Source organism: Kitasatospora cheerisanensis KCTC 2395 (genome assembly GCF_000696185.1).
Classification (GTDB): Bacteria; Actinomycetota; Actinomycetes; order Streptomycetales; family Streptomycetaceae; genus Kitasatospora; species Kitasatospora cheerisanensis.
In genome coordinates this window covers 1,795,782-1,817,869 of sequence record NZ_KK853997.1, presented here as the reverse complement: position 1 = coordinate 1,817,869, position 22,088 = coordinate 1,795,782, and the positions used below count along the sequence as shown (strand labels likewise).

20 protein-coding genes and 2 pseudogenes are annotated in these 22,088 nt (G+C 74.6%); 14 read left to right on the top strand and 8 right to left on the bottom strand.

The annotated features are described in order from the left end of the window. The 3 genes from KCH_RS08200 to KCH_RS08190 form a co-directional block, all read left to right on the top strand. Positions 1-998, top strand: a 998-nt coding sequence (locus KCH_RS08200; RefSeq protein ID WP_341865355.1) for a TIGR03619 family F420-dependent LLM class oxidoreductase, incomplete at its 5' end; no start/stop codon positions are given. 108 nt (positions 999-1,106) lie between these two features. Next, positions 1,107-1,481, top strand: coding sequence for a VOC family protein (locus KCH_RS08195; protein WP_244305232.1), 375 nt, complete (start codon positions 1,107-1,109; stop codon positions 1,479-1,481). Between the two features lie 738 nt (positions 1,482-2,219). Beyond that, entirely contained in the window at positions 2,220-3,410 is a 1,191-nt protein-coding gene (locus KCH_RS08190; RefSeq protein ID WP_244305231.1) for an alpha/beta hydrolase, read from the top strand. A 5-nt stretch (positions 3,411-3,415) separates the two neighbouring features. On the opposite strand, the gene KCH_RS08185 is transcribed toward KCH_RS08190, so the two are convergent. Beyond that, on the bottom strand, positions 3,416-3,775 hold the full coding sequence (locus tag KCH_RS08185; RefSeq protein ID WP_051652877.1) for an SCO4402 family protein: 360 nt from the start codon (positions 3,773-3,775) through the stop codon (positions 3,416-3,418). Positions 3,776-3,805: 30 nt separating this feature from the next. Next, positions 3,806-4,366 carry a carboxymuconolactone decarboxylase family protein gene (locus tag KCH_RS08180; RefSeq protein WP_035860764.1) on the bottom strand — a complete coding sequence of 187 codons (561 nt, stop codon included), beginning with the start codon at positions 4,364-4,366 and terminating at the stop codon, positions 3,806-3,808. Positions 4,367-4,436: 70 nt separating this feature from the next. On the opposite strand from KCH_RS08180, the gene KCH_RS08175 reads away from it, so the two are divergent. Further along, positions 4,437-4,937 (top strand): MarR family winged helix-turn-helix transcriptional regulator, encoded by a 501-nt coding sequence (locus KCH_RS08175; RefSeq protein WP_035860762.1) that lies wholly within the window; start codon positions 4,437-4,439, stop codon positions 4,935-4,937. Between the two features lie 124 nt (positions 4,938-5,061). Here the strand turns inward: KCH_RS08175 and KCH_RS08170 are convergent, their stop codons facing one another. Together KCH_RS08170 and KCH_RS08165 are read right to left on the bottom strand one after the other, a co-directional pair. Further along, a complete protein-coding gene (locus tag KCH_RS08170) occupies positions 5,062-5,829 on the bottom strand; it encodes a lysophospholipid acyltransferase family protein (protein ID WP_035860760.1) in 768 nt (255 codons plus the stop codon). 207 nt (positions 5,830-6,036) lie between these two features. After that, entirely contained in the window at positions 6,037-6,447 is a 411-nt protein-coding gene (locus KCH_RS08165) for a DUF4395 domain-containing protein (RefSeq protein WP_035860757.1), read from the bottom strand. A gap of 205 nt (positions 6,448-6,652) precedes the next feature. Here KCH_RS08165 and KCH_RS08160 point away from each other — a divergent pair, with 205 nt between their 5' ends. The 3 genes from KCH_RS08160 to KCH_RS08150 all read left to right on the top strand — a co-directional run bounded on the left by KCH_RS08160 (position 6,653) and on the right by KCH_RS08150 (position 9,185). Further along, positions 6,653-7,066, top strand: coding sequence for a TlpA family protein disulfide reductase (locus KCH_RS08160; protein WP_035860754.1), 414 nt, complete (start codon positions 6,653-6,655; stop codon positions 7,064-7,066). A 331-nt stretch (positions 7,067-7,397) separates the two neighbouring features. Beyond that, the gene (locus KCH_RS08155) at positions 7,398-8,183 is read left to right on the top strand and encodes an electron transfer flavoprotein subunit beta/FixA family protein (RefSeq protein WP_425268744.1); all 786 of its coding nucleotides are present in this window, start codon (positions 7,398-7,400) and stop codon (positions 8,181-8,183) included. 39 nt (positions 8,184-8,222) lie between these two features. Then, a complete protein-coding gene (locus KCH_RS08150) occupies positions 8,223-9,185 on the top strand; it encodes an electron transfer flavoprotein subunit alpha/FixB family protein (RefSeq protein WP_035860744.1) in 963 nt (320 codons plus the stop codon). Between the two features lie 80 nt (positions 9,186-9,265). Here KCH_RS08150 and KCH_RS08145 read toward each other — a convergent pair whose 3' ends face one another. Then, a complete protein-coding gene (locus tag KCH_RS08145; protein ID WP_035860741.1) occupies positions 9,266-10,639 on the bottom strand; it encodes a S53 family peptidase in 1,374 nt (457 codons plus the stop codon). A gap of 248 nt (positions 10,640-10,887) precedes the next feature. Here KCH_RS08145 and KCH_RS08140 point away from each other — a divergent pair, with 248 nt between their 5' ends. From KCH_RS08140 to KCH_RS37075, 4 genes and pseudogenes are all read left to right on the top strand, one after another. After that, positions 10,888-12,306, top strand: a complete 1,419-nt coding sequence (locus KCH_RS08140) for an acyl-CoA synthetase (protein WP_035860738.1) — start codon at positions 10,888-10,890, stop codon at positions 12,304-12,306. Positions 12,307-12,417: 111 nt separating this feature from the next. Next, positions 12,418-13,446: pseudogene (locus KCH_RS39330) on the top strand (NUDIX hydrolase); the annotation flags it as partial. A gap of 76 nt (positions 13,447-13,522) precedes the next feature. Next, positions 13,523-14,224: a DUF4184 family protein gene (locus KCH_RS08130; protein WP_051652876.1), complete on the top strand. Its 702-nt coding sequence runs from the start codon at positions 13,523-13,525 to the stop codon at positions 14,222-14,224. Between the two features lie 58 nt (positions 14,225-14,282). Beyond that, the gene (locus KCH_RS37075) at positions 14,283-14,684 is read left to right on the top strand and encodes a hypothetical protein (protein ID WP_051652875.1); all 402 of its coding nucleotides are present in this window, start codon (positions 14,283-14,285) and stop codon (positions 14,682-14,684) included. Positions 14,685-14,744: 60 nt separating this feature from the next. Here KCH_RS37075 and KCH_RS08125 read toward each other — a convergent pair whose 3' ends face one another. Then, entirely contained in the window at positions 14,745-15,188 is a 444-nt protein-coding gene (locus KCH_RS08125; RefSeq protein ID WP_341865476.1) for a carboxymuconolactone decarboxylase family protein, read from the bottom strand. Positions 15,189-15,479: 291 nt separating this feature from the next. On the opposite strand from KCH_RS08125, the pseudogene KCH_RS08120 reads away from it, so the two are divergent. Next, positions 15,480-16,834, top strand: a pseudogene (locus KCH_RS08120) (geranylgeranyl reductase family protein). Between the two features lie 121 nt (positions 16,835-16,955). Here KCH_RS08120 and KCH_RS08115 read toward each other — a convergent pair. Further along, the gene (locus tag KCH_RS08115; protein ID WP_035860735.1) at positions 16,956-19,238 is read right to left on the bottom strand and encodes a glycosyl hydrolase family 18 protein; all 2,283 of its coding nucleotides are present in this window, start codon (positions 19,236-19,238) and stop codon (positions 16,956-16,958) included. Positions 19,239-19,407: 169 nt separating this feature from the next. Between KCH_RS08115 and KCH_RS37070 the strand changes: the two genes are divergently transcribed. Then, the gene (locus tag KCH_RS37070; RefSeq protein ID WP_051652873.1) at positions 19,408-20,046 is read left to right on the top strand and encodes a hypothetical protein; all 639 of its coding nucleotides are present in this window, start codon (positions 19,408-19,410) and stop codon (positions 20,044-20,046) included. A gap of 7 nt (positions 20,047-20,053) precedes the next feature. Here KCH_RS37070 and KCH_RS08105 read toward each other — a convergent pair whose 3' ends face one another. After that, the gene (locus tag KCH_RS08105; RefSeq protein WP_208865929.1) at positions 20,054-21,040 is read right to left on the bottom strand and encodes an ArsR/SmtB family transcription factor; all 987 of its coding nucleotides are present in this window, start codon (positions 21,038-21,040) and stop codon (positions 20,054-20,056) included. Between the two features lie 316 nt (positions 21,041-21,356). Here KCH_RS08105 and KCH_RS08100 point away from each other — a divergent pair. After that, positions 21,357-22,088, top strand: a 732-nt coding sequence (locus KCH_RS08100; protein WP_157032390.1) for an MFS transporter, incomplete at its 3' end; no start/stop codon positions are given.

The window sequence follows — 22,088 nt, the reverse complement described above, 5'->3', positions numbered from 1 at the left end:
CCGGGCTTTTCGGCCGCAAGACGGAGCGACCTGGCGACCCGGCGGTGACCTGCGGGGATGAAACGGCAGCGGGCGCGCGGTTGGGGCATGGCGTCGGGTGGTCTACGGAGGGGTGTGCTGCCATGTCCGGGTTGCGTGTCGGGGTTTCGCTTCAGCCGCGGTGGCCGGCGGGGGACGGTCGGGGGGTGCTCCGGGCGGCGCAGGCGGCGGAGCGGTTGGGGTTCGATCATGTGGCGGTCGGGAACCGGGTGTTGGAGAGCGGGTTCGGGCTGGACGCCGATCCGCTGGTGCTGCTGGCGGCGGTGGCGGGGGCCACGTCGCGGGTGCGGTTGCTGACCTCGGTGCTGGTGGTGCCGTACTACCGGCCGGTGGTGATGGCCAATCAGGCGGCGACCCTGGACGTGCTGTCGGGCGGGCGGCTGGTCCTGGGGGTGGGGACGGGGTGGAACCCGGAGGAGTTCGCGGCGGCGGGGGTGCCGGTGCGGGAGCGGGGCGCGCGGACGGACGATCACCTGGGGGCGGCGCGGGCGTTGTGGGCGTCGCGGCCGGCGGAGTTCGAAGGACGGTTCACGAGCGTGCGCGGGGCGAGGCTGGGGGTTGCACCGGTAACGGCGGGCGGGCCGCCGCTGTGGGTGGGCGGGCACAGCGAGGCGGCGTTGCGGCGGGCGGCCCGGTACGGGGACGGCTGGTACGGGACGGGGGTGGATGCGGCAGAGGTGTCGCGGGTCCGGCGCCGGCTGGGGGAGGAGGTGGAGGTGGAGCGGTTCGCCCTGGCGGCGGCGGTGTTCCTGACGCCGCCGGGGGCGGAGGCGGTGGTGGAGGCTCCGGGGCGGCCGTTGGGCGGGGCGGCGGCGACGGCGGGGAGCGTGGTGGCCGAGCTGGGGGAGCTGGCCGAAGCGGGCCTGACGGACTGCACGCTGTGGCTGCCGGTGGCGGGGGAGCAGGTGGAGCAGGCGATGGAGTGGGTGGCTGCGGAGGTGCTGCCGCAGCTGGGGTGAGACTCCCGGCGTGGTGGGGCGGCGTTGTCGTAGCCGGGCTCTACGCTCGCGTTCGGAAGAACAAGGGTGCTGCGGAAGGGCGTTGACGTGTTCCTGGGTCTTCGGACAGTGATCTATCCCGCGCCGGACCTGGCTGCCGCGAAGACGTGGTGGTCGTCGGTGCTGGGCATCGAGCCGTACTTCGACGAGCCGTTCTACGTCGGGTTCAACGTCGGGGGGTACGAGCTGGCGCTCGACCCGAACGGCGATCCGGCGGTGGGGCCGGTGACGTACTGGGGTGTCAGGGACGTCGATGCGGCGCTGAAGTGGGTGGTGGCGGCCGGGGCGACGGTCCGGGCCGAGGTGCAGGAGGTCGGCGGCGGGATCCGGGTGGCGACGGTGGTGGAGCCGTCCGGGGCGGTGGTCGGGCTGATCGAGAACCCGCAGTTCGTGCTGCCCGACACGCTGCCGGGCGAGGGCCGGGCCGAGGGGCCGGGGCGCTGAGCGCGGATGGGCGGGCCCCGGCCGGATGGCGGTCGGGGCCCGCTGCGTGACCGGCGCGTCCGCGGCGTGTCCGTTCGACCCGTCGGTGTTCGCGCTGGGCCAGCAGGGGAGTGAAGCAACTTCCGGACTGGGCAGGGGAGTTCGTACTCGGTGCGGCGGGCGGTGCGGAGCGGGTGGCGGAGTGTCAGGGGGATGGCGCGAGCGGGGCGGTGAGGACGTTCCGAGGGGCCGGGGGTGTGTCGGCGGCCCGGGGACGGCCGGGAGAGGCGATCCTGACGGCGTGACAGGTCGCGCGCTTCCGTCCGGAGGCTCGCGGCCGCCGGGCCGACCGCACCGAGGAGGCGTCATGGCCGACCGTGCCCACTCAGGTGCCCGTCGGGCGGGCCGCAGGTCGCGGGCCGGGCGGGCCCTGCTGGCGGTGGCCGCGCTGTTCGCGGCCTCCGTGGCGGGGACTGCGGGTGCCGAGGAGCCCGGCCGGGGGTTCGACCGTTTCCACCGGCAGCACCTGGACTGGCGCAGTTGCCTGCTGGGCCCGGACGACCAGGAGGGCGCCGCGCTGGAGCAGGCGGGAGCCCGGTGCACGGAGGTCACCGTGCCGCTCGACCACGACCACCCGTCGGGGCCCACCGTCCGGGTGGCCTTGTCGCGGATCGCCGCGAGCGATGCCCGGCACCGGATCGGCGTCCTGCTGCTGAACGACGGCGGCCCGGGCGCCCCTCGCTCGGCGCGCCGGTGCGGGTGCGGGCGGCGCTGGGGGAGACGGCGGGCCGGTACGACCTGGTCGGGGTGGACCTGCGGTTCGTCGGCCGGAGCGGGGCGATCGACTGCGGGTGGCCGGTGGGGTTCAGCGTCGCTTCGGCCGGCGTGGGCCGGGCGGCGTTCGACCGGCAGGTGGTCTTCCAGCGGGACTTGGCGGCCCGGTGCCGCTCGGCGGTCGGGGACTTGCTGCCGTACGCGGGCACCCGCGATTCGGCGCGGGACCTGGACGTGATCCGGGGTGCGCTCGGCGAGCGGCGGATCTCGTACCTCGGGGTCTCGTACAGCACGTACCTCGGCACGGCGTACGCGCGGCTGTTTCCCGGCCGGGTCGACCGGGTGGTGCTGGACAGTGCGCTGGATCCGCGGCGGGTGGGGCCGGCCCTGCTGCCGGATCAACTTCCGGAGCTGGAGCGGGCGTTCGGCGACTGGGCGGACTGGGCGGCGGCCCGCGACGCGGAGTGGGGGCTCGGTCGGACGCGGGCGGAGGTCGAGGCGGGGGTGTGGGCGACCGTCCGGGCGGCCGCGGTCCGTCCGCTGGTCGTGGGCGGCGGGCCGGAGGCGGTGATGCTCGACGACACGCGTGTCCCGGTGCTGGTGTACGCCGGGCTGGCGGGCGATTCGGAGGCCGAACGGGCGGCGCTGGCCGAGCAGTTGGCGATGCTGGGCCGGGCCGCGGCCGGTCTGCCGGTCACCCCGTCGGACGCGACCGCGGCGCTGCTGCGGTTCCTGTTCGGCGCGCAGTCCTCACCGTCCGGCAGCGTGTCGCAGGCCATCCTGTGCGCGGACGGGGCGGCGTCGCACGACCCCGAGGAGTACTGGCGCCGGATCGAGGCCCGCCGGGCCGAACACCCGCTGTTCGCACCGCTGGTGGAGAACGTCACGCCTTGCACGTTCGGGGACCGCCCGCGCGAGGCCCCCGTCGAAGTGGGGCGGGACACCCGGGCGCTGATCCTCTCGGCCACCGGAGACCCGCGTGCCCCGCACCGCGGTGCCGTCGCCCTGCGCGCGATGCTTCCCGGCAGCCGGCTGGTGACCCTGGAAGGCGCCGACCGGCACGGCCTGTACGGGAGTTACGGCAACGCCTGCGTCGACGGAGTCGTCAATTCCTATCTCGCCGACGGCCGCCTGCCGCGGACCGACCCGACCTGCACCGCCCGTCCCGCTCCCTGACGGTCTCAGCCGGCGTGGTGGTCGTTGTGGACCAGGAGGCGGGCGAGCCGGGCGGCCGCGGTGGTGACGGGGTGCCAGGTGGGGGAGCGGAGGTGGTCGGCGGGGGTGGGGTCGGGCGGGAGGGCGGCGAGGTGGGTCTCGACGGCGGCGCCGAGGTCGGCGGTGCGGGCGGCCTCCTCGGGGGTGCGGAGGGTGTGGCCGAGCCAGGGCGTGGGGGCGGCGGCGTCGCAGGCCTCGGTGAGGAGGGTGCGCAGGTGCGGGGCCGGGTCGAAGCCGGCGTCCTGGAGGCCGGGGGCGGCCAGGGTGAGGACCGCGGTCACCAGCTGGTGCCGGAGAGCGGGGAGGGCGAGGCCGCGGTCGGTCACCGGGGGAGCGTACCGGCCTGGGGCGGAAGGTCAGGCGAAGGGGGCGAGTTGGGGGTCGACGGGGGCGTCGGTGAGGCGGTTGGCGAAGGTCGAGAGGGTGTAGGCGCCGATGCCGAGGACGATCTCCAGGGCGTTGCGGGAGGTGAAGCCGTGCGAGAGCAGGTCGGCGAGGTCGGTCTCGGGGACGGCGCCGGTGTGGTCGAGCGCGGAGTGGACGAAGCGCCGGACGGCCTCCAGGCGGGCGTCGGGTAGCGGCTGTTGGGCGCGCAGGGCGGCGATCAGTTCGGGTGCGGCGGCGAGCCGGGTGAGCTGGGCGGTGTGCATGGCGACGCAGAGGTGGCAGCCGTTGCGGGTGGCGATGGTCAGCACGACGGTCTCGCGGACCAGCGGGTCGAGTTCGGTGGCGTCGAAGAGCGCGGTCAACTTGAGGAAGCCGTCGAGGAGTTGGGGTGAGTGGGCGAGGCGGGCGGCGGCGCTCGGGAGGTAGCCGAGGTGGCGGGTGATCTGTTCGAGGGGGCGGCGGGCGGCCGGCGGGGCGGTGTCGGGGGTGAGGTCGGGGAAGTGCGGGGCGGTGCTGGTGGCGCCGGACATGGCGGTCCCTTTCGGGTGGTCGGAGGCGTGCCGGGGCGGCCGGGGGCGTGCCGCGGCTGCGCGTCCTAGAATGGACAACGTGGTTGACCAAAACGTAAACCAGGTTGTCGATCTGCGCAACGGCTTCGAGCTTCCGCTGCTGCTGTTCGCGGGATTCCGCACGATCATCGACGAGTTGCACGCCGAACTCGCCCGGCAGGGCCACCCCGAGGCGCGGCCCGCGCACGGCTTCGCGCTGCAGGCGATCGGGCCGGAGGGCGCGACGGCGAGCGAGATCGGCCGCCGGCTGGGGGTGTCCAAGCAGGCCGCCGGGAAGACCGTCGACCGGCTGGAGGCGCTCGGCTACGCGGAGCGGGTCGACGACCCGGGCGACGCGCGGCGCAAGGTGGTGCGGCTGACCCCGCACGGGCTGGACCTGCTGGCCCGGTCGGCGGCGGTGTTCGAGCAGATCCGGGGCCGTTGGGCGGCGGCGCTGGGCGAGCAGCGACTGCGCGAACTCGAGGACGGCATCGCCCGGTTGACCGGACCGACCGGGTTCCGGCTGGACGCGGCGGGCTGGTTCGGCGGCTGAGGCCGATAAGTCCGTTCCGGGGGAGCGGGCTGGTTCGGCGGCTGAGGCCGACGCCCCGTTCCGAAGGGCTGCGGATACGACGCTGCCCGGTCCAGGAGCCGGACCGGGCAGCGGATACGGTGGGTCAGCGGGCGGCGCGGCGCTCGGCCTTGGCGGCGGCCTCCGCCTCGTCCTCGGCCTCGGCCTGCTCCGGGGTGGGGGCGGTGCCGCCGAGGTGGGCGGGGAGCCACCAGGCGTCGTCCGGGCCGGCGGGCTTGACGGGGTACTCGCGCTGGGCGCGGTCGAGCATCTCGGTCATGGCGGCGCGCAGGCGGCGGGTGACCATCACGGGCCGGTCGGCCTCGGTGAGGTGGATCGGCTCGCCGATCATGATGGTGACCGGGACGTGACGCTTCGTCAGGGTCTTCGGGCGGCCCTTGGTCCACAGCTGCTGGGTGCCCCAGAGGATGACGGGCAGCAGCGGGGTGCCGGAGTCGGCGGCCATCCGGGCGGCGCCGGTCTTGAACTTCTTCAGCATGAAGGAGCGGCTGATGGTGGCCTCGGGGAAGACGCCGACCACCTCGCCCTCGCGCAGCGCCTTGACCGCGGCCTCGTAGGCGGGCTGGCCGTCGGTGCGGTCCACCGGGATGTGCTTCATGCCGCGCATCAGCGGCCCGGAGACCTTGTGCCGGAACACGTCGTCCTTGGCCATGAAGCGGGTCTTGCGGCGGCCGACCCGGTACGCGCCGAAGCCGGCGAAGATGAAGTCCAGGTAGCTGATGTGGTTGCTGACCAGGACGGCGCCGCCGGTGGCGGGGACGTGCTCGGCCCCGACGATGGAGATCCGCAGGTCCAGCGCCTTGAATGCGGTGAGCGCGGCGCGGATCACCGGCGGGTACACGAACTCTGCCACGGTCAGTCCTACTTCCACGGGTTTGGTGCCCGTTCCGGTGGAGCCCGGGGCGTGGTGGCAGGGCCGACGGTCGCGGCACGCCGCGGCGGCCACGGGTGTTTCCCACCGATGATCCCCCGAACGGGCACGGTCTGTCACGCCCGCGCCCCGGCGGGCCCGGACGGGGAGCCCGTCGGAGGGTCGGAGGACGCCGTGGCGGCGCGGCCGTCAGGTGCCCGGGCGGGGGCGGGCGCGGTGCAGCAGGAGGTAGAACTCGCAGCCGAGGCAGTAGTCGAAGGCGGCGTTCAGGAAGGCCGCGGCGAGGGCCAGGCCGGTGGCGGCGAGGGCGAGCCAGGCGGTGCCGGTCAGGTGTCCGAGCAGGCCGAACAGGGCGAAGGCGAGGCCGACGCACTGGGCGAAGCGCGGCGGGCGGGCGTCCTCGAGTTCGGCGGGCGGCGCGAGCCGGGGCCGGACCACGGCGCGGAACAGCAGGCTGTACGGGGAGCGGCCGGCGGCGCCGAGGGCGAAGACCAGGGCCTGGACGGCCAGCAGGACGCCACTGTCGGTGATCAAGGAGGCGGCGAGGACGGCGGAGGTGAGCACGGCGGCGAAACGCGGGCCGCGCGGGTCGATCTGCACGGAGGGGCTCCGGGAAGGGGTGCTGTGGGCTGACGGGGCGTCGGGGACGGGCGGTCAGCGACAGCGGGTGGCGCCGGCCCGGCACAGGTCGATCACCCGGCGGCAGGTCAGCCGGGGCGTCGGGTGCGGGGTGCGGGCGTTCACGGCGCCGATGCTACCGGGACGGGGCGTCCCGGCCCAGGGCCGGGTTTGTCACACTGGAGCGGTGATCGGACTGATCGTGTGTCTGGGAGTGCTGGCCGCCGCCGGCGCGTTCGGCGTGGTGCGCAAGGTGCGGGACGGGAGGCTGCGGATGCGCGGCAAGGACGGGGCGGTGCGGCTCACCGGTGCGGAGCTCGGTGCGCCGCTGGGCGAGCGGGCGACGCTGGTGCAGTTCTCCACCTCCTTCTGTCAGCCGTGCCGGGCCACCCGCCGCACCCTCGCCGAGGTGGCGGGGATGGTGGACGGGGTGGCGCACGTCGAGGTGGACGCCGAGTCGCAGCTGGAGCTGGTGCGGCGGCTGGAGATCCTGCGCACCCCGACCGTGCTGGTGCTGGACGCCGGCGGCCGGGTGGTGCGCCGGGCGGCCGGGCAGCCGCGCCGGGCGGACGTGATCGCGGCGCTCGGCGAGGCCGTGTAGGGCCTGCTCGGGGTCCGGGCGGGGGTCCGAACGAGGGGGCCGAGCGTTCAATCTCACAGGCGATCTGTCGCCCGGTCAGGTGGCAGTCGGGTCGGCCTGGGGCAGGATGGGCCAAGGCGGTGGCACGGTGCCCGGCCGGACCTGCGGGCAGCGTAAGCTACTGGCGAGTAGTGACGGCTGGGCTACTCGTGAGTATGCTGCCGGGGAGTTCCGGAGTGGGCACCGGCGCGCGCCGCCCGGACCGCGGACCCCGCGCGTGTCGCCGAGAACGCTCGGTGCGCGTGGACGCAGCCGCAGCCGCCGGATCGGACCAGTAACAGGAGAGCAGGCCGTGAGCTTGAGGATCGTTGTCTGTGTGAAGTACGTGCCCGACGCGACCGGTGACCGTCGCTTCGCGGACGATGCCACCACCGACCGGGAGGGCGTGGACGGCCTCCTGTCGGAGCTGGACGAGTACGGCGTCGAGCAGGCGCTGCGGATCGCGGAGGCGAACGACGGCGCCGAGGTGACGGTGCTGACGGTCGGGCCGGACGACGCGAAGGACGCGCTGCGCAAGGCGCTGTCGATGGGCGCGGACAAGGCCGTGCACGTCAACGACGACGACATCCACGGCTCGGACGTGATCGGCACGTCGGCGGTCCTCGCCGCGGCGCTGGAGAAGACCGGCTACGACCTGGTGGTGTGCGGCATGGCCTCCACCGACGGCACGATGGGCGTGCTGCCGGCGCTGCTGGCCGAGCGCCTGGGCGTGGCGCAGGCGACGCTGCTGTCGGAGGTGTCGGTGGCCGGGGGTGTGGTGTCGGGTCGTCGGGACGGCGATGCGGCGACGGAGCTGGTCGAGGCGGCGCTGCCGGCGGTGGTGTCGGTGACCGACCAGTCGGGTGAGGCGCGTTACCCGTCGTTCAAGGGCATCATGGCGGCGAAGAAGAAGCCGGTGCAGTCGCTGGACCTGGACGATCTGGGCATCGACGCCGGTGCGGTGGGTCTGGCCGGGGCGTGGACGAAGGTCGCGGAGATCACCGCGCGTCCGGCCCGCACGCAGGGCCAGGTCGTGACCGACGAGGGCGAGGGCGGCAAGCAGCTCGCCGCGTACCTCGCCGAGCAGAAGTTCATCTGACGGGCCGCCAGGAACCATCGAAGGGTTTGGAGTTAGTCAATGAGTGAGATCCTGGTCCTGGTCGACCACGCCGACGGCGCGGTGCGCAAGCCCGCGCTGGAGCTGCTGACGCTGGCCCGCCGCCTGGGCGCCCCCTCCGCGGTGGTGCTGGGCGCCGGCGACGCCGCCGCCGCGATCGCCGCGAAGGCCGCCGAGTTCGGTGCGGAGAAGGTCTACGTCGCCGACGGCGAGGAGTTCGCCACCCGCCTCGTCGTTCCCAAGGTCGACGCCCTCACCCAGATCGCGAAGGCCGCGGGCGCGGCCGCGGTGCTGGTCACCTCCGGCGGCGAGGGCAAGGAGGTCGCCGCCCGCACCGCCCTGCGCCTGGGGTCGGGCATCATCACCGACGCCGTCGACGTCGAGCAGGGTGCGGACGGCCCGGTCGCCACGCAGTCGGTGTTCGCCGCGTCCTACCAGGTGAAGTCGGCCGTCACCACCGGCGCGCCGGTCATCACCGTCAAGCCGAACAGCGTCGCCCCCGAGGCCGCCCCCGCCGCCGGCGCGGTCGAGAACGTGACCGTGGCGTTCACCGGCAACGCCGCGACCGTCACCTCCCGCACGCCGCGGGTGTCCACCGGCCGCCCCGAGCTGACCGAGGCCGCCATCGTGGTCTCCGGCGGCCGCGGCGTCGGCGCCGCCGACGGCTTCTCCGTGGTCGAGGACCTCGCCGACGCCCTCGGCGCCGCCGTCGGCGCCTCCCGCGCCGCGGTCGACGCCGGCTGGTACCCCCACACCAACCAGGTCGGCCAGACCGGCAAGCAGGTCTCCCCGCAGCTCTACATCGCCGCGGGCATCTCCGGCGCCATCCAGCACCGCGCCGGCATGCAGACCTCCAAGACCATCGTCGCCGTCAACAAGGACCCCGAAGCCCCCATCTTCGAACTCGTCGACTACGGCGTCGTCGGAGACCTCTTCAACGTCCTCCCCCAGCTCACCGGCGAGGTCAAGGCCCGCAAGGGCTGATCTGTCGGCGCTGAACAGCGGTGCGGCCCCCGGGAGTTGTCCCGGGGGCCGCACCCTTTTCCGCCGTCGGGGCCGCCGGGTCAGCGGCCGGCGAGGGAGTGGACGAAGCGGTTGGCGTCGACGGTGCCGAGGCCGGAGGCCAGGTCGTAGCCCTTGACCGCCTTGTAGCCGGTCACCGCGTCCCAGGAGTTGTCGCCCTCGGTGACGTCGGTGATGCCGCTCCACTGCGGGGGCAGCGCGGCCAGCGCGTACAGGCGCGGGTTGAGCTGGCCGAGGCGGTGCCCGGCGAGCTGGTCGGCGAGCGCCACGATGCCGGAGAAGATCGGGGTGGCCTCGCTGGTGCCGCCGGTGAGGTGCCAGCCGACCCGGGTGGGGTCGTAGGACTCGTACGTCCAGGCGGCGCCGTCCACGGCCGCGCTCATCGAGATGTCCGGGGTGCCGCGGTGGTTGCCGGTCACGCCGGCCACGCCCGCCTGGTACCAGGGGCGGTCGAAGACGGCGGAGACGCCGCCGCCGGCCGCGCCGTAGTCGTCGTGCCAGACCTTGTCCGGGGCGGTGCGGCGGCCGTCGTTGTCCAGGGTCAGCTGGGTGCCGCCGATCGAGGTGACCAGCGGGTCGGCGGACGGCCAGGAGTTGACCCGGTACGGGTACAGGTCGCTGCCGTTCTCCATCGCGTCGGTGGCGCCGTTGTCGCCGGACGCGGCGAGCACGGTGACGTCCTTGGCGGCGGCGAAGCGGAAGGCGTACCGCAGGCTCTCGATGGACTTGAAGTCGCCCTTGTCGAAGCCCGGGAAGGTGTTCTCGGTCGCGCCGAAGCTCTGCGAGATCACGTCCACGTCGCGGTGCTGCACGATCGACTTCTCGGCGTCCATCATCTCCGGCAGGCCGGTGACGCCTTCGGTCTCGGCGACGCCGGTCTCCACCAGGACGATGTGCGCGTCGGGGGCGACGGCGTGCGCGTACTCGACGTCGAGGGTGGTCTCGCCGGCCCAGCCGGTGTGCTCCCCGTTGGTCGGGTCGAACGGCGGGACGTCGCCCCACTTGACCACCTCGACCTGGGTGTCGGGGATGCCCCACTGCTTGTCGAACACCTCCAGGTCGTGCTGGATGGTCGGCGAGCCGAAGGAGTCCACGATCACGATGGTGCGGCCCTTGCCCGTGACGCCCTGCCGGTACAGCGGGTCGAGGTTGTAGGCCTGGCGGTACTGCAGCGGCGAGTAGCAGTGGATGCCGATCTGCGACACGCAGTCCGACGTCGATATCGGCGCGACCCGGCCGAGCGCGTCGATGTGCCCGGCCGAGGCGGGGCGCAGGTGGAACGCGGCCGGCAGGTGCAGGTCGGCCGCCGTGCGGGCGGTCGCGGTGGCGCCGGTCAGGGCGGTGGCACCGACGGCGAGCAGCGCGGCGGCCCGCAGCGCGTTGGAGCGTCGGGGACCCGCGGTGGCGGGGTGCATGCCCAAGGAGACTCCTCGAAGAGACGGTTCCCGGCACGACCGGCCGGGCGACCCCTATCCCATCGGCACCGGCGGGGACCGGCCATAGTCCGAGACGGGCGGTGGGGATGGTTCCGGTCGGCCACCGGATTCGGTAAAGGAACCGGAGTGGTTCGGTAACGCCCCAGCTCAGCACGGGCACTGACGGCCCGCCAGGGGAAGGGTGTCGTGGTGTACTCCGCCCGCCCGGGCTCGTAGAGTCGGGCGGCATGGGACTGCTGACGGCTTTGGACGGCGTGTACGGGGACCGCGCGGACGCGGTGGTGGTGGACGGCCGGGCGCTGTCCCGGGAGGAGCTGCTGCGCGCCGCCGGAGCGGTCGCCGAACGGGCCGCCGGCGCACCCGCGTTGGCGGTGTTGGCCCGCCCCGAGCCGGAGACCGTGGCGGCCGTGGTCGGCGGCCTGCTGGCCGGCGTCCCCGTGGTGCCGGTGCCGCCCGACTCCGGGCCGCTGGAGCGCGCCCACATCCTGCGCGACAGCGGTGCCACCCTGCTGGCGGGCACCCGGTTGCCCGAGGACGCCGGCGGCCCGGCGGCCCTGCCGGTCCGGCTCGCCGACCGCGCCTCCGGCCCCTGGCGGCCCGCCGCCGAGGACCCCGACCGGACGGCCTTCGTGCTGTACACCTCCGGGACCACCGGCGCCCCCAAGGGCGCGCTGATCCCGCGCCGGGCCGTCGCCGCCGGACTCGACGGCCTCGCCGACGCCTGGCAGTGGAGCGCCGACGACGTCCTGGTGCACGGCCTGCCGCTGTTCCACGTGCACGGCCTGGTGCTCGGCGTGCTCGGCGCGCTGCGCACCGGCAGCCGCCTGGTCCACACCGGCCGGCCCACCCCCGCCGGGTACGCCGCCGCCGGCGGCAGCCTGTACTTCGGCGTGCCCACCGTGTGGTCGCGGATCGCCGCCGACCCCGACGCCGCCCGGCAACTGGCCGCCGCCCGGCTGCTGGTGTCGGGCAGCGCGCCGCTGCCCGTCCCGGTCTTCGAGCGGCTGCGCGCGCTCACCGGCCAGGCCCCCGCCGAGCGGTACGGCATGACCGAGACGCTGATCACCGTCGCCACCCGGGCCGACGGCGAACGGCGGCCCGGCGCGGTCGGCGTGCCGCTGACCGGCGTGCGCACCCGTCTGATCGGCGAGGACGGGCAGCCCGCGCCGCACGACGGGGAGAGCGTCGGCGACCTGCAGATCCAGGGCCCGACCCTGTTCGACGGCTACCTCGGCCGGCCCGGGGCCACCGCCGAGTCCTGGACCGCCGACGGCTGGTTCCGCACCGGCGACGTCGCCGTGATCGGACCCGACGGCTTCCACCGGATCGTCGGCCGCGCCTCCGTCGACCTGATCAAGAGCGGCGGCTACCGGATCGGCGCCGGCGAGGTCGAGGCCGCGCTGCGCGACCACCCCGGCGTCGCCGACGCCGCCGTGGTCGGCGCGCCCGACGAGGACCTCGGCCAGGCCGTGGTCGCCTACGTGGTCGCCCAGCACCCCGAACTGACGGGCCCTCAGCTGATCGACTTCGTGGCGAGCCGGCTGTCCGTGCACAAGCGCCCGCGCCGGGTCGTCCTGGTCGACGACCTGCCGCGCAACGCGATGGGCAAGGTGCTGAAGAAGCAACTGCTCGACCTGGAGGCGTAACAGACTCCTTTCAGGGGCCCGGGGAGTGGGTACCAGTGGGGTGGCGTGGGGGCCGGTGCCCCGCGCTGCCCGGCGGAGCCGCCGGGCCTGTGCGGAGGGGCAGGGGATGCTGTGATCGTCTGGGTCAATGGGGCATTCGGTGCGGGAAAGACGAGCACCTGCCGGGAGCTGACCGGGCTGCTGCCCGGAAGCGTGCTGTTCGAGCCGGACACCGTCGCGGCACTGCTGCGCGCGACCCTGCCGGCCGCGCACCTCGCCGAGGTGACGGACATCCAGGACCTGCCCGCCTGGCGGCGGCTGGTCGCCGAGACCGCCGCCGCGCTGTCCTGCGAGGCGGCCGGCCCCGTCCTCGTCCCGATGACGCTGCTGCGCCAGGAGTACCGCGACGAGATCTTCGGCTCGCTGGCCGGCCGGGGCCTGCCCGTCCACCACGTCGTCCTCGACCCCGTCGAAACGATCCTGCGGGCCCGGATCGCCACCCGCGAGGACGTCCCCGGCGACGCCGAGGCCACCGCCCGGCAGCGGCAGCGCGGCCGCGAGACGCTGCCCGCCTACCTGGCCGCCCGCGGCTGGCTGGCCGGCGACGCCCGCATGATCGACAACGGGGTGCTGACCCCCCGTCAGACCGCCGAGCGCATCGCCGAACTGGTGCGCTGCGGCGGCGCGCGCTGCCCCATCGTGCGCACCGAGGGCGGGGACGGCGACACCGTCGCCGCCGCCGTGCTGCTCTTCGACGACCGGGACCGGGTGCTGCTCGTCGACCCCGCGTACAAGCCGCACTGGGAGTTCCCCGGCGGCGTCGTCGAGCGCGGCGAGTCGCCGACCGCCGCCGCCGTCCGGGAGGCCGCCGAGGAGCTCGGCCTGCGGCTGCGCCCCGAGGAACTGCGGCTGCTCGCCGTCGACTGGGAGTCCGGGCAGGGCCGCGGACGCGGCGGCCTGCGGCTCGTCTACGACGGCGGACGGCTCGGCCCGTCCGAGGTGCTGCGGCTGCGGCTGCCCGCCGGGGAGCTCCGCGACTGGCACTTCGCGACCCTGCGGGAGGCCGCGGACATGCTCCCGGCGGCGCGGATGCGGCGCCTGCTGGCGGCCCTGGAGGCCCGCGGCGAGGGCGAGTTGCGCTACCTGGAGGGCGGCCGGCCCGCCGCCACCGGGCCGCGTCGGCGCGCTGACCCGCGCGGCGCCGGACGTCCGGGCCGGGGCCTGCGAGCATGGGCGCATGCCGTTCACCTTGAGCCATGTCGCGGCCGTGCTGCCCGTGCTGGGCCGGGCCCGCCGGAAGGGCGCGCTGGTCGCCGCCGGGCTGGTCGCCGGGTCGATGGCGCCCGACGTGCCGTTCTTCGCCGAGTCGGTGCTGCCCGGGGCGTACCGGCACGGCGGCCTGACGCACCGTTGGTGGGCCGCCGGGACGGTCGACGTGGCGATCGGCGCCGGGCTGGTGGCCGGCTGGTACGGGCTGTGGCGGCGGCCGCTCGCCGCGGCCGTGCCCGGCGGGTGGACCGGGGTGGTGCCCGCCGGCCGGCCCCGGGCGGGCGAACTCGCCCTGATGGCGGGGACGTTGGCCGTCGGCGCGGCCGGCCACCTGGGGTGGGACGCGTTCACCCACCACGGCCGGGCCGGCGTCCGGGCGCTGCCGGTGCTGGAGCGGCGGGTGGCCGGCGTGCCGCTGTACACCGGCCTGCAGTACGGCACTTCGCTGCTCGGACTGGCCGCGCTGGCCCGGCACGCCGGCCCGTGGCGGGCGGCGGACCGGCGGGTCGCGGCGCTGCTCGCCGCCGCGACGCTGGCGGGCGCGGCCGGACGGGTGCGGCGCGGCGAGCGCGGCGCCGTCGACGAGGCGTGCTTCGGCGGCGGCGCGGGGCTGGCCGTCGGGGCGACCGTCCTGGGGGCGGCGTGGAACCGGCCCCGGCCGGGCGGATAGTCTCTGCGGCTGCGTCCCGCGAGGTGCGCGGGGGGCCTCGGCAGAACAAGGACGTGTGATGGAACAGAAGTTGGCGCAGATCTCGGAGGCGCGGCGGGCCGTGCTGCGGATGGACGAGACCGAGCGGCCGCGGCTGGTGGTGCTGGCCGTGGGCGGAAGCGTCGTCTGGCTGATGGCCACACTCGGACCGCTGCTCGGGCTGATGCTCCTGCAGGCGTACTACCTGGTGGTGACGGACCGTTCGGTGTACGTGCTGAGCGGGCCGCGGAACGCGGGCGGGCCGCGCAAGGTGCTGCACGTCGTGCCGCTCGCCGAGGCGGCCGGGCTGGTCGCCAGGGTCAAGCACGGCACCGGCTGGAACTCGCTGTGGCTGCGGCTGCCCGGGCGCCGGCGGCCGCTGCGGATGAAGGTGTCGTTCCAGTCGCGGGCCGAACTCGACCGCTTCGTGGCAAAGTTCTGAGGGACCGTCAGGCCGGGCCGCTCGCCCGGACGGAGGTCCGGGCGGCGGGAGGTGGGGCGGCTACTCGCCGGGCCCGGGCAGGTACCCGTTGTCGGAGAGGTGCGCGCCGATCATGCGGTACACCGCCGGGTCGTCCGGGGTGATGGCGGCGAGGCCGTCGACGTAGCGGTTGTACATGCAGAACGCGGACGCGATCAGCACGGTGTCGTGGATGGTGTCGTCGTCCGCGCCGAGGGCCCGGGCGGCGGCGATGTCCTGCTCGGTGACGGACAGTCCGCTCTCGGCGACCTTGCCGGCGATCTCCAGCAGCGCCCGCATCAGGTCGGAGACCGGCGCGGTCGCCAGGTCCGTCTGGACGGCCTCGACCAGGTCGAAGTCGCCGTCCAGGCGGTGCGCGGCGGTGGCGCCGTGCGCGGCCGCGCAGTAGCGGGTGGAGTTCAGGGAGGAGACGTAGGCGGCGATCAGCTCGCGTTCGCCGACGGAGAGCGGGGAGTCGCCGCGCAGCAGTTGTTCGGCGAGTTCGCTCAGGCGGAGGCCGGACGCGGGGTTGAAGGCGAGCAGGCCCCGGATTCCGGGGTGGGGGCGGGGAGCGCGATGTGCGGCATGCCCCTTACTGAAGCGGTTCGGGACGCCCTTGGCAAGGCCTTGACCTGCGGTTGAGTCGTCACAGCCGGTAGGGGGCGGGCCGGTTCGCGGGGCTGCGGCGGGCAGCGGCGGGCGCCGGTGCGGGGAGTGCGGCCCGGCGGGGGCGGGTCCTGGCTGTCGGCAGGGGCGGGGAGATTAGGATGGGCGACCGTGACTGACACCGGTAGCACTCAGGACCTGGACCCCGTCGAGCCGGTCGCGGCCCCTGCCGACGACGCCGGTGACGGGGCGTCGGACGCGGCCTCGGACGGGGCGCCGGCGGAACGTGCGAGGACGGGCGACGACGCCGGCCCCGGGGTGGACGCGGAGGCCGACGCCGAGCGGTCCGCGCTGCTCGACGGGGTGTGGGACGTGGTCGTGGTCGGCGCCGGACCGGCCGGGTCCTCCGCGGCGTACGCGGCCGCGAGCCGGGCCGGCGGGTGCTGCTGCTCGACAAGGCCGAGCACCCCCGCTACAAGACCTGCGGCGGCGGCATCATCGGGCCGTCCCGCGACTCGCTGCCGGCGGACTTCAAGCTCCCGCTGCAGGACCGGATTTCGGCCGTCACCTTCGCGCTCAACGGCAAGTGGACGCGCACCCGGCGCTCGAAGCGGATGCTGTTCGGCGTGGTCAACCGGGACGAGTTCGACCTGCGCCTGGTGCAGGCCGCCGAGCAGGCCGGCGCGGTGCTGGTCACCGGCGTCACCGCGACCGGCGTCGAACAGCAGGGCGGCGACAGCCGCACCGTCTTCGTGACGCTGGCCGGCGGCGGACGCGTCGAGGCGCGGGCCGTGGTCGGGGCGGACGGCTCCGCGAGCCGGATCGGCCGTCACGTCGGCGTCTCCTTCGACCAGATCGACCTCGGCCTGGAGGCGGAGATCCCCGTCCCCGAGGCCGTCTCCCGCGAGTGGGCCGGCCGGATCCACCTCGACTGGGGCCCGCTGCCCGGCTCGTACGGGTGGGTGTTCCCGAAGACCGACTCCGGGACGCTGACGGTGGGCGTCATCTCGGCGCGCGGGCAGGGCGAACTGACGAAGCAGTACCTCGCGGACTACATCGCGCGGTTGGGCCTCTCCGGGTTCACGCCGCTGGTCGAGTCCGGGCACCTGACGCGCTGCCGGGCCGAGGACTCGCCGCTGTCCCGCGGCCGGGTGCTGGTCGCCGGCGACGCGGCCGGACTGCTGGAGCCGTGGACCCGCGAGGGCATCTCGTACGCGCTGCGGTCGGGCCGGCTGGCCGGCGAGTGGGCGGTGCAGGTCGCCGAGGCGTCGGGGGCGGCGGACGTGCGGCGGCAGGCGCTCAACTACTCCTTCGCGATCAAGGCGGGCCTGGGCGTCGAGATGCGCGCCGGCAAGATCATGCTCGCCTCCTTCGAGAAGCGCCCGCACCTGTTCCACGCGGCCGTCTCGCTGATCACCCCCGCGTGGCGGGCCTTCGCCCGGACCACCCAGGGGCACACCACCTTCGCCCAGATCATGCGGGACCACCGCGCCGCGCGGAAGCTGGCCTCGGTCGCCGGCCGCTGACCCCGAGGGCCGCGGCACGCACGGACCCGCCCGGGGAGGGAGTTCCTCCCCGGGCGGGTCCGTTGTCGTACGGGGCGCGGGGGTTGGGGTCCGGGGGGCTCCCCGCGCCCCTGACGGGGGGTTACTTCAGCCCGGTGTCCAGGGCGTTCATCAGGGTGCCCGACGGGGTGTCGCCGGACATCTCCCAGACCATCGCGCCCAGCAGGTTCTTGGACTTGAGCCAGGCCGTCTTCTGGCCGATGGACCAGGCGTCGTCGAAGGTCCACCACTGGCCGCCGTTGCCGGTGTAGCCGTAGGTTGAGACCGAGACCGGGTCGTGGTAGACGGTCAGGTTGGGCACCGAGGTGATCAGGTTGTTGTAGCCGCGGGTGCCGGCCTCCTCGGCGAACTGGCCGGGCGCGGCGCCGCCGGCGGCCTGCCAGGCGCCGTGGGCGCCGCCGTCGGTGACGGTCTGCCAGCCGCGGCCGTAGAAGGGGAAGCCGATGGTGAGCTTGCGGGGGTTGACGCCGGCGTCGAGGTAGGTGTTGACGGCGTTCTCGACGGAGAAGTGGAAGGAGTAGGGGTCGGCGGGGTCGGCGTGGAGGTTGGCCTGCTGGCCGGTGCGGTTGGGCTCCCAGGAGTTGTCGCTGCCGGAGCCGTGGAAGTCGTAGCCCTGGACGTTGGCGATGTCGAGGTACTGGAAGATCTGCGAGAGGTCCCAGCCCTGGGCGATCTTCGCGGGGTCGGCGGGGGTGAAGGCGGTGAGCAGCTTGTGCGGGCCGCCGAGGGCGTCGAGCTGGTGGCGGAACTCGGCGAGCAGCAGCGTCAGGTTGGCCTTGTCGGCGGTGGACCAGTGGTTGCCGGGGTGGCCGTCGGGGGAGCCGGGCCACTCCCAGTCGAGGTCGATGCCGTCGAAGATGCCGGCGCCGGTGCCGGGGCCGCCCGCGCCGTTGTAGGAGGGGAGGTTGCCCTTGATCCAGATGTCGATGCAGGAGGAGACGAGCTTCTTGCGGGAGGCGTCGGTGGCGGCCGCGTCGGAGAAGTACTTGGAGTAGGTCCAGCCGCCGAGCGAGACCACGACCTTGAGGTTCGGGTACTTGGCCTTGAGCTTCTTGAGCTGGTTGAGGTTGCCGCGCAGCGGCGACCAGCCGTCGTCGGCGACGCCGTCCACGGACTGGGCGGCGCTCATCGGGCGGGCGTAGTCGGCGTCGGCGTCGCCCGCGCCGGTGCCCTGGTCGGGGTCCTGCGGGTTGGCGGTGGTGCCCTTGGTGACGCCGGCCATGCAGGTCAGGTTGACCGGGTCGATGTTCTCGAAGGCGTAGTTGACGACGTCGAGCTTGGCGGCGCTGCCGGAGGTGTCGAGGTTCTTGACGAAGTACTGGCGGCCGTAGATGCCCCACTGCACGAAGTAGCCGACCCGGGAGTACTTGCCGGGCCCGGCGAGGTCGCCGGTGGTGACGGTGAGGGCGTTGGAGGCCGGGGAGTTGTTGTCGGCGGCGTCGCGGGCCCTGACGGCGAAGGTGTACGGGGTGGCGGGGGAGAGTTGGCCGACGGTGGCGGTGGTGCCGGTGACGGTCTGCACCAGGGCGCCGCCCTGGTAGACGTCGTACGCGGCGACCCGCTTGTTGTCGGTGGCGGCGTCCCAGGCCAGCGAGACGCTGGTGGAGGTGACGCCGGTGGAGCGCAGGTTGCCGGGCGCGGTGGGCGGCACGGTGTCGGTGGCCGGGTCGACGGTGGAGAAGAAGACCGGGGCGCTGAGCGGGCCGGTGTTGCCGCGGGTGTCCTTGGCGCGGACGTTCAGCGTGTAGGTGGTGGCCGGGGTGAGGCCGGTGAGCGTGGTGGACAGGCCGGTCGCGGAGCCGAGCACCGTCGAGCCGTTGAGGATGTCGTAGGAGGCGACCGGGAAGTCGCCCTTGCCCGCGGCCGTCCAGCTCAGCGCGAGGGTGTGCGCGGTGGCGTCGACCAGTGTCGGGGCGCCGGGCGCGGTCGGCGGGACGTCCGGGGTGCCGTCGCACTTGTCGCCGTTGACGCGGCAGTTGAGCGGCGCGCTGATCGGGCCGTTGCCGATGAACCAGAAGCTGTACGGCTCGGTGGAGCCGTTCGGCTGCACGGTCGCGTTGTAGTACGCGTTGGTGGCGACCACGTGGCTGCCGGTGGTGGTGGCGGTGCCGTTGTAGGTGCCGGTCATGGTGACGCCGGACGGCAGGTCGAACTCCAGCGTCCAGCCGGTGACGGCGGTCGCGTTCGGGTTCTTGACGACGAACGTGCCCTTCCACCAGGAGCCGTAGTTGTCGCTGGTGAAGGTGGCGGTGAGCTTGGCCGCGGCGTGCGCGGGGGTGGCGGCGAGCAGGGCGATCGGCAGTGCGAGTGCGGCGAGCAGAGCCAGCAGGCGGGCCCTGAGCCATTGCCTGGAGCGGACGTGCATCGGTACTCCCTGTCTGGTGTGGGGGATTCCGTACAGGGGTGCCTGGAGCCGGCAACAGGAGGGTAAGTGGACTGGACCAACTCGTCAACAGGTCTATACCGGACGGGGGTTGACGCGGCGTCGGGACCATGATCCACGGCTGTCGGTCCGGGCTGGCAGGATGCTCGGCATGGGACTCGATGTGGTGGTGGGCGCGCTGATCGGCGCCGAGGAGGACACGGCGGACTGGTTCCGCGGGGAGTGCGCGACGATCCGCGCGGTGCTGGAGCGCGAGGGGCTGCCGGCCTGGCAGGAGCCGCTGGAGGGGCAGCAGTTCGGCGACCGGGTGTGGGGGTACTCGGGGCTGCACACGCTGCGCCGCCTGGCCGCGCACCTGGCCGCGGACGGGCGGCTGCCCGAGCCGCTGGCGGAGGGCGAACGGGCCAGCCAGGACCCGGTGCTGCAGCGGATGTACGAGGACATACCGGACGACCCGGCCGGCCCGTTCGACCACCTGATCCACCACTCGGACTGCGAGGGCTACTACGTCCCGGTGGAGTTCGGGCCGGTGCTGGTCGACGAGGAGCTGTCGGGCGGCGCGCTCGGCTCCTCGGTGCGGCTGCTGGCCGAGCTGCGGGCGCTGGCCGAGGCGCTCGGCCTGCCGGAGGGGCTGGACCCGGACGGCCCGGAGGTCGAGGGCGCGCTCGAGGGCGAGGACACCGGCCCGGAGCCCTGGCGGCGGTACGGCACCGAGTCGTTCATCTGCCTCCAGCTGATGCGGGCGGCCCGGCACTCGGTGGAGACCGGCGCGGTGATGGCGTTCTGCTGACGCGCCGTCAGGGTCCGAGCAGCTGCTCGGCGAGCGGGCTGCGCGCGTACAGCACCAGGCGGCCGTGCCGGGCGCGGGTGACCAGGCGGGTGGCGTGCAGCACCGACAGGTGCTGGCTGACGGCGCCCGCGGTGACGCCCAGCCGGCGGGCCAGCTCGGTGGTGGCGGTGGGCTCCCGGAGCAGCGCGAGCAGGCGGGCCTTGGGCGTGCCGAGCAGCTGCTCCAGGGCCTGCGGCGCGGGTGGCGGGTCGGCCGGACCGTTCAGGTTGCCCTGGCCGCGCGCCACGTAGCTGATCGACGGGGTGAGGTCCGGGCCGATCGCGGTGATCGCGCCGCGGGCGAAGCAGGTCGGCAGCAGGGCGAGTCCGCGCCGGTCGACCGCGATGTCCAGGTCGCCGTCGCCCCAGTTCCGCTCGATCGTCAGTACCCCGTCCGACCAGCTGAGGCGGTGGTCGAGGCCGGCGAACAGCCCGGCCGCGCCGCGTTCGGCCAGCACCCGGGAGCGGTGCACGATGTCCGCGTGCAGCACCGAGCGGGCGCGCGGCCACCAGAGGGGCTCCAGCACCCGCGTCCAGTACTGCTCCAGGGCGTCCGCGATCCGCCGGACCAGCTCCGCGGGCCGGTCGTCGAAGGCCGCCAGCAGCGGCGGGACCGCCCGGTCGTGCGGCAGGAAGGTCACCTCCAACTCGCCCCGCAGCCGGGCCGGTTCGAAGGCGCGGACGAGGGCCAGCTCGGCCCGGAACTCCGGGAACGGGACGCTCGGACGGGGCGTCAGGAAGTCCGGCACGTACTTGTTGGACGCGACCAGGGCGCGCAGCAGCGGCGCGGCCGGCAGCGCCTCGAAGGCGGGGCGCATCGCCTCGAACGCGGGGCCGTGCGGGTACTGGCCGGGGTGGGTCCACATCCGCAGGCTCAGCACCGTCTCCTGCAGCGGCGAGCAGGCGAAGAAGGTGGACGCCAGGTCGGCCAGGCCCAGCCGGAACCGCAGCACCATGGTGTTCCCCCAGTTCGGGCCGGTGGATTCAGGCCCGGGCTAAATCAATACCACGTTCGTTCCGTACCCGGTCTGATCGGGTCATGACCGCCACTGAACTCGCGGCCGACGAGGCCGCGTCGCCCAGCCATGCCCCGAGCCGGTTCGCCCGGCTGCTGCCCCAGGACCCGGTGCTGCGCCGGCTGTCCGTGATCACCCTGGTCAACACGGTCGGCAACGGCCTGACGATGACCCTGTCGGTGCTGTTCTTCACCCGCATCCTGGGCTTCGGGGTCGCGCAGGTCGGCGTGGTGCTGACCGTCGCGGGGCGGTCGGACTGGCGGCGGGCGTGCCGGCGGGCTGGCTGTCCGACAGGTACGGGCCGAAGCCGGTGCTGGTGGTGCTGCTGGTGGCGCAGGGGCTGTGCACGGTCGGGTACGTGCTGGTGCGCGACCTGGCGGCGTTCGCCGTGCTGGCCTGCCTGCTGGCCGCCGCCGACCGGGGCGGCTCGGCGGTGCGCGGTGCGCTGTTCGCCGAGGTGCTGCCGGTGGACGGCCGGGTGGCGGGCCGGGCGTACCTGCGCTCGGTCACCAACATCGGCCTCGGGCTGGGCACCGTCGCCGCCGCCGCGGTGCTGCAACTCGACACCCGGGGCGCGTACTTGACGGCGCTGGTGTTCGACGGCGCGACCTACGGGGTGATCGCCGCGATGTACCTGGCGCTGGTGCCCGTCGCGCGGCGCACCGCCGAGCAGGCCGCGCGGGCGAAGGCCGAGGGCGGCGTGCTGGCGGTGCTGCGGGACGGGCGCTACCTGGCGATGACCGGGCTGAACGCGGTGATCACGCTGCAGTTCGTGATGATCGAGGTCGGGGTGCCGCTGTGGGTGGTGCGGGAGACCGACGCGCCGCGCTGGATGGCGGCCGGCGGTCTGCTGGTCAACACCGCGCTGGTGATCGTCCTCCAGGTGCGGGCGACCCGGGGCACCGAGGAGATCGGCGCGGCCGCCCGGGTGTTCCGCCGGGGCGCGCTGCTGGTGGCGGGCTCCTGCGCGGTGCTGGCGCTGGCCGCG

What these genes read in the sequence shown, in the direction of transcription:
- KCH_RS08180 (WP_035860764.1), bottom strand. Translation starts at nt 4,366, where the DNA reads ATGTCCGGCGCCACCAGCACCGCCCCGCACTTCCCCGACCTCACCCCC.
- KCH_RS08175 (WP_035860762.1), top strand. Translation starts at nt 4,437, where the DNA reads ATGGACAACGTGGTTGACCAAAACGTAAACCAGGTTGTCGATCTGCGC.
- KCH_RS08150 (WP_035860744.1), top strand. Translation starts at nt 8,223, where the DNA reads ATGAGTGAGATCCTGGTCCTGGTCGACCACGCCGACGGCGCGGTGCGC.
- KCH_RS08145 (WP_035860741.1), bottom strand. Translation starts at nt 10,639, where the DNA reads ATGCACCCCGCCACCGCGGGTCCCCGACGCTCCAACGCGCTGCGGGCC.
- KCH_RS08140 (WP_035860738.1), top strand. Translation starts at nt 10,888, where the DNA reads ATGGGACTGCTGACGGCTTTGGACGGCGTGTACGGGGACCGCGCGGAC.
- KCH_RS08130 (WP_051652876.1), top strand. Translation starts at nt 13,523, where the DNA reads ATGCCGTTCACCTTGAGCCATGTCGCGGCCGTGCTGCCCGTGCTGGGC.
- KCH_RS37075 (WP_051652875.1), top strand. Translation starts at nt 14,283, where the DNA reads ATGGAACAGAAGTTGGCGCAGATCTCGGAGGCGCGGCGGGCCGTGCTG.
- KCH_RS08115 (WP_035860735.1), bottom strand. Translation starts at nt 19,238, where the DNA reads ATGCACGTCCGCTCCAGGCAATGGCTCAGGGCCCGCCTGCTGGCTCTG.
- KCH_RS37070 (WP_051652873.1), top strand. Translation starts at nt 19,408, where the DNA reads ATGGGACTCGATGTGGTGGTGGGCGCGCTGATCGGCGCCGAGGAGGAC.
- KCH_RS08105 (WP_208865929.1), bottom strand. Translation starts at nt 21,040, where the DNA reads ATGGTGCTGCGGTTCCGGCTGGGCCTGGCCGACCTGGCGTCCACCTTC.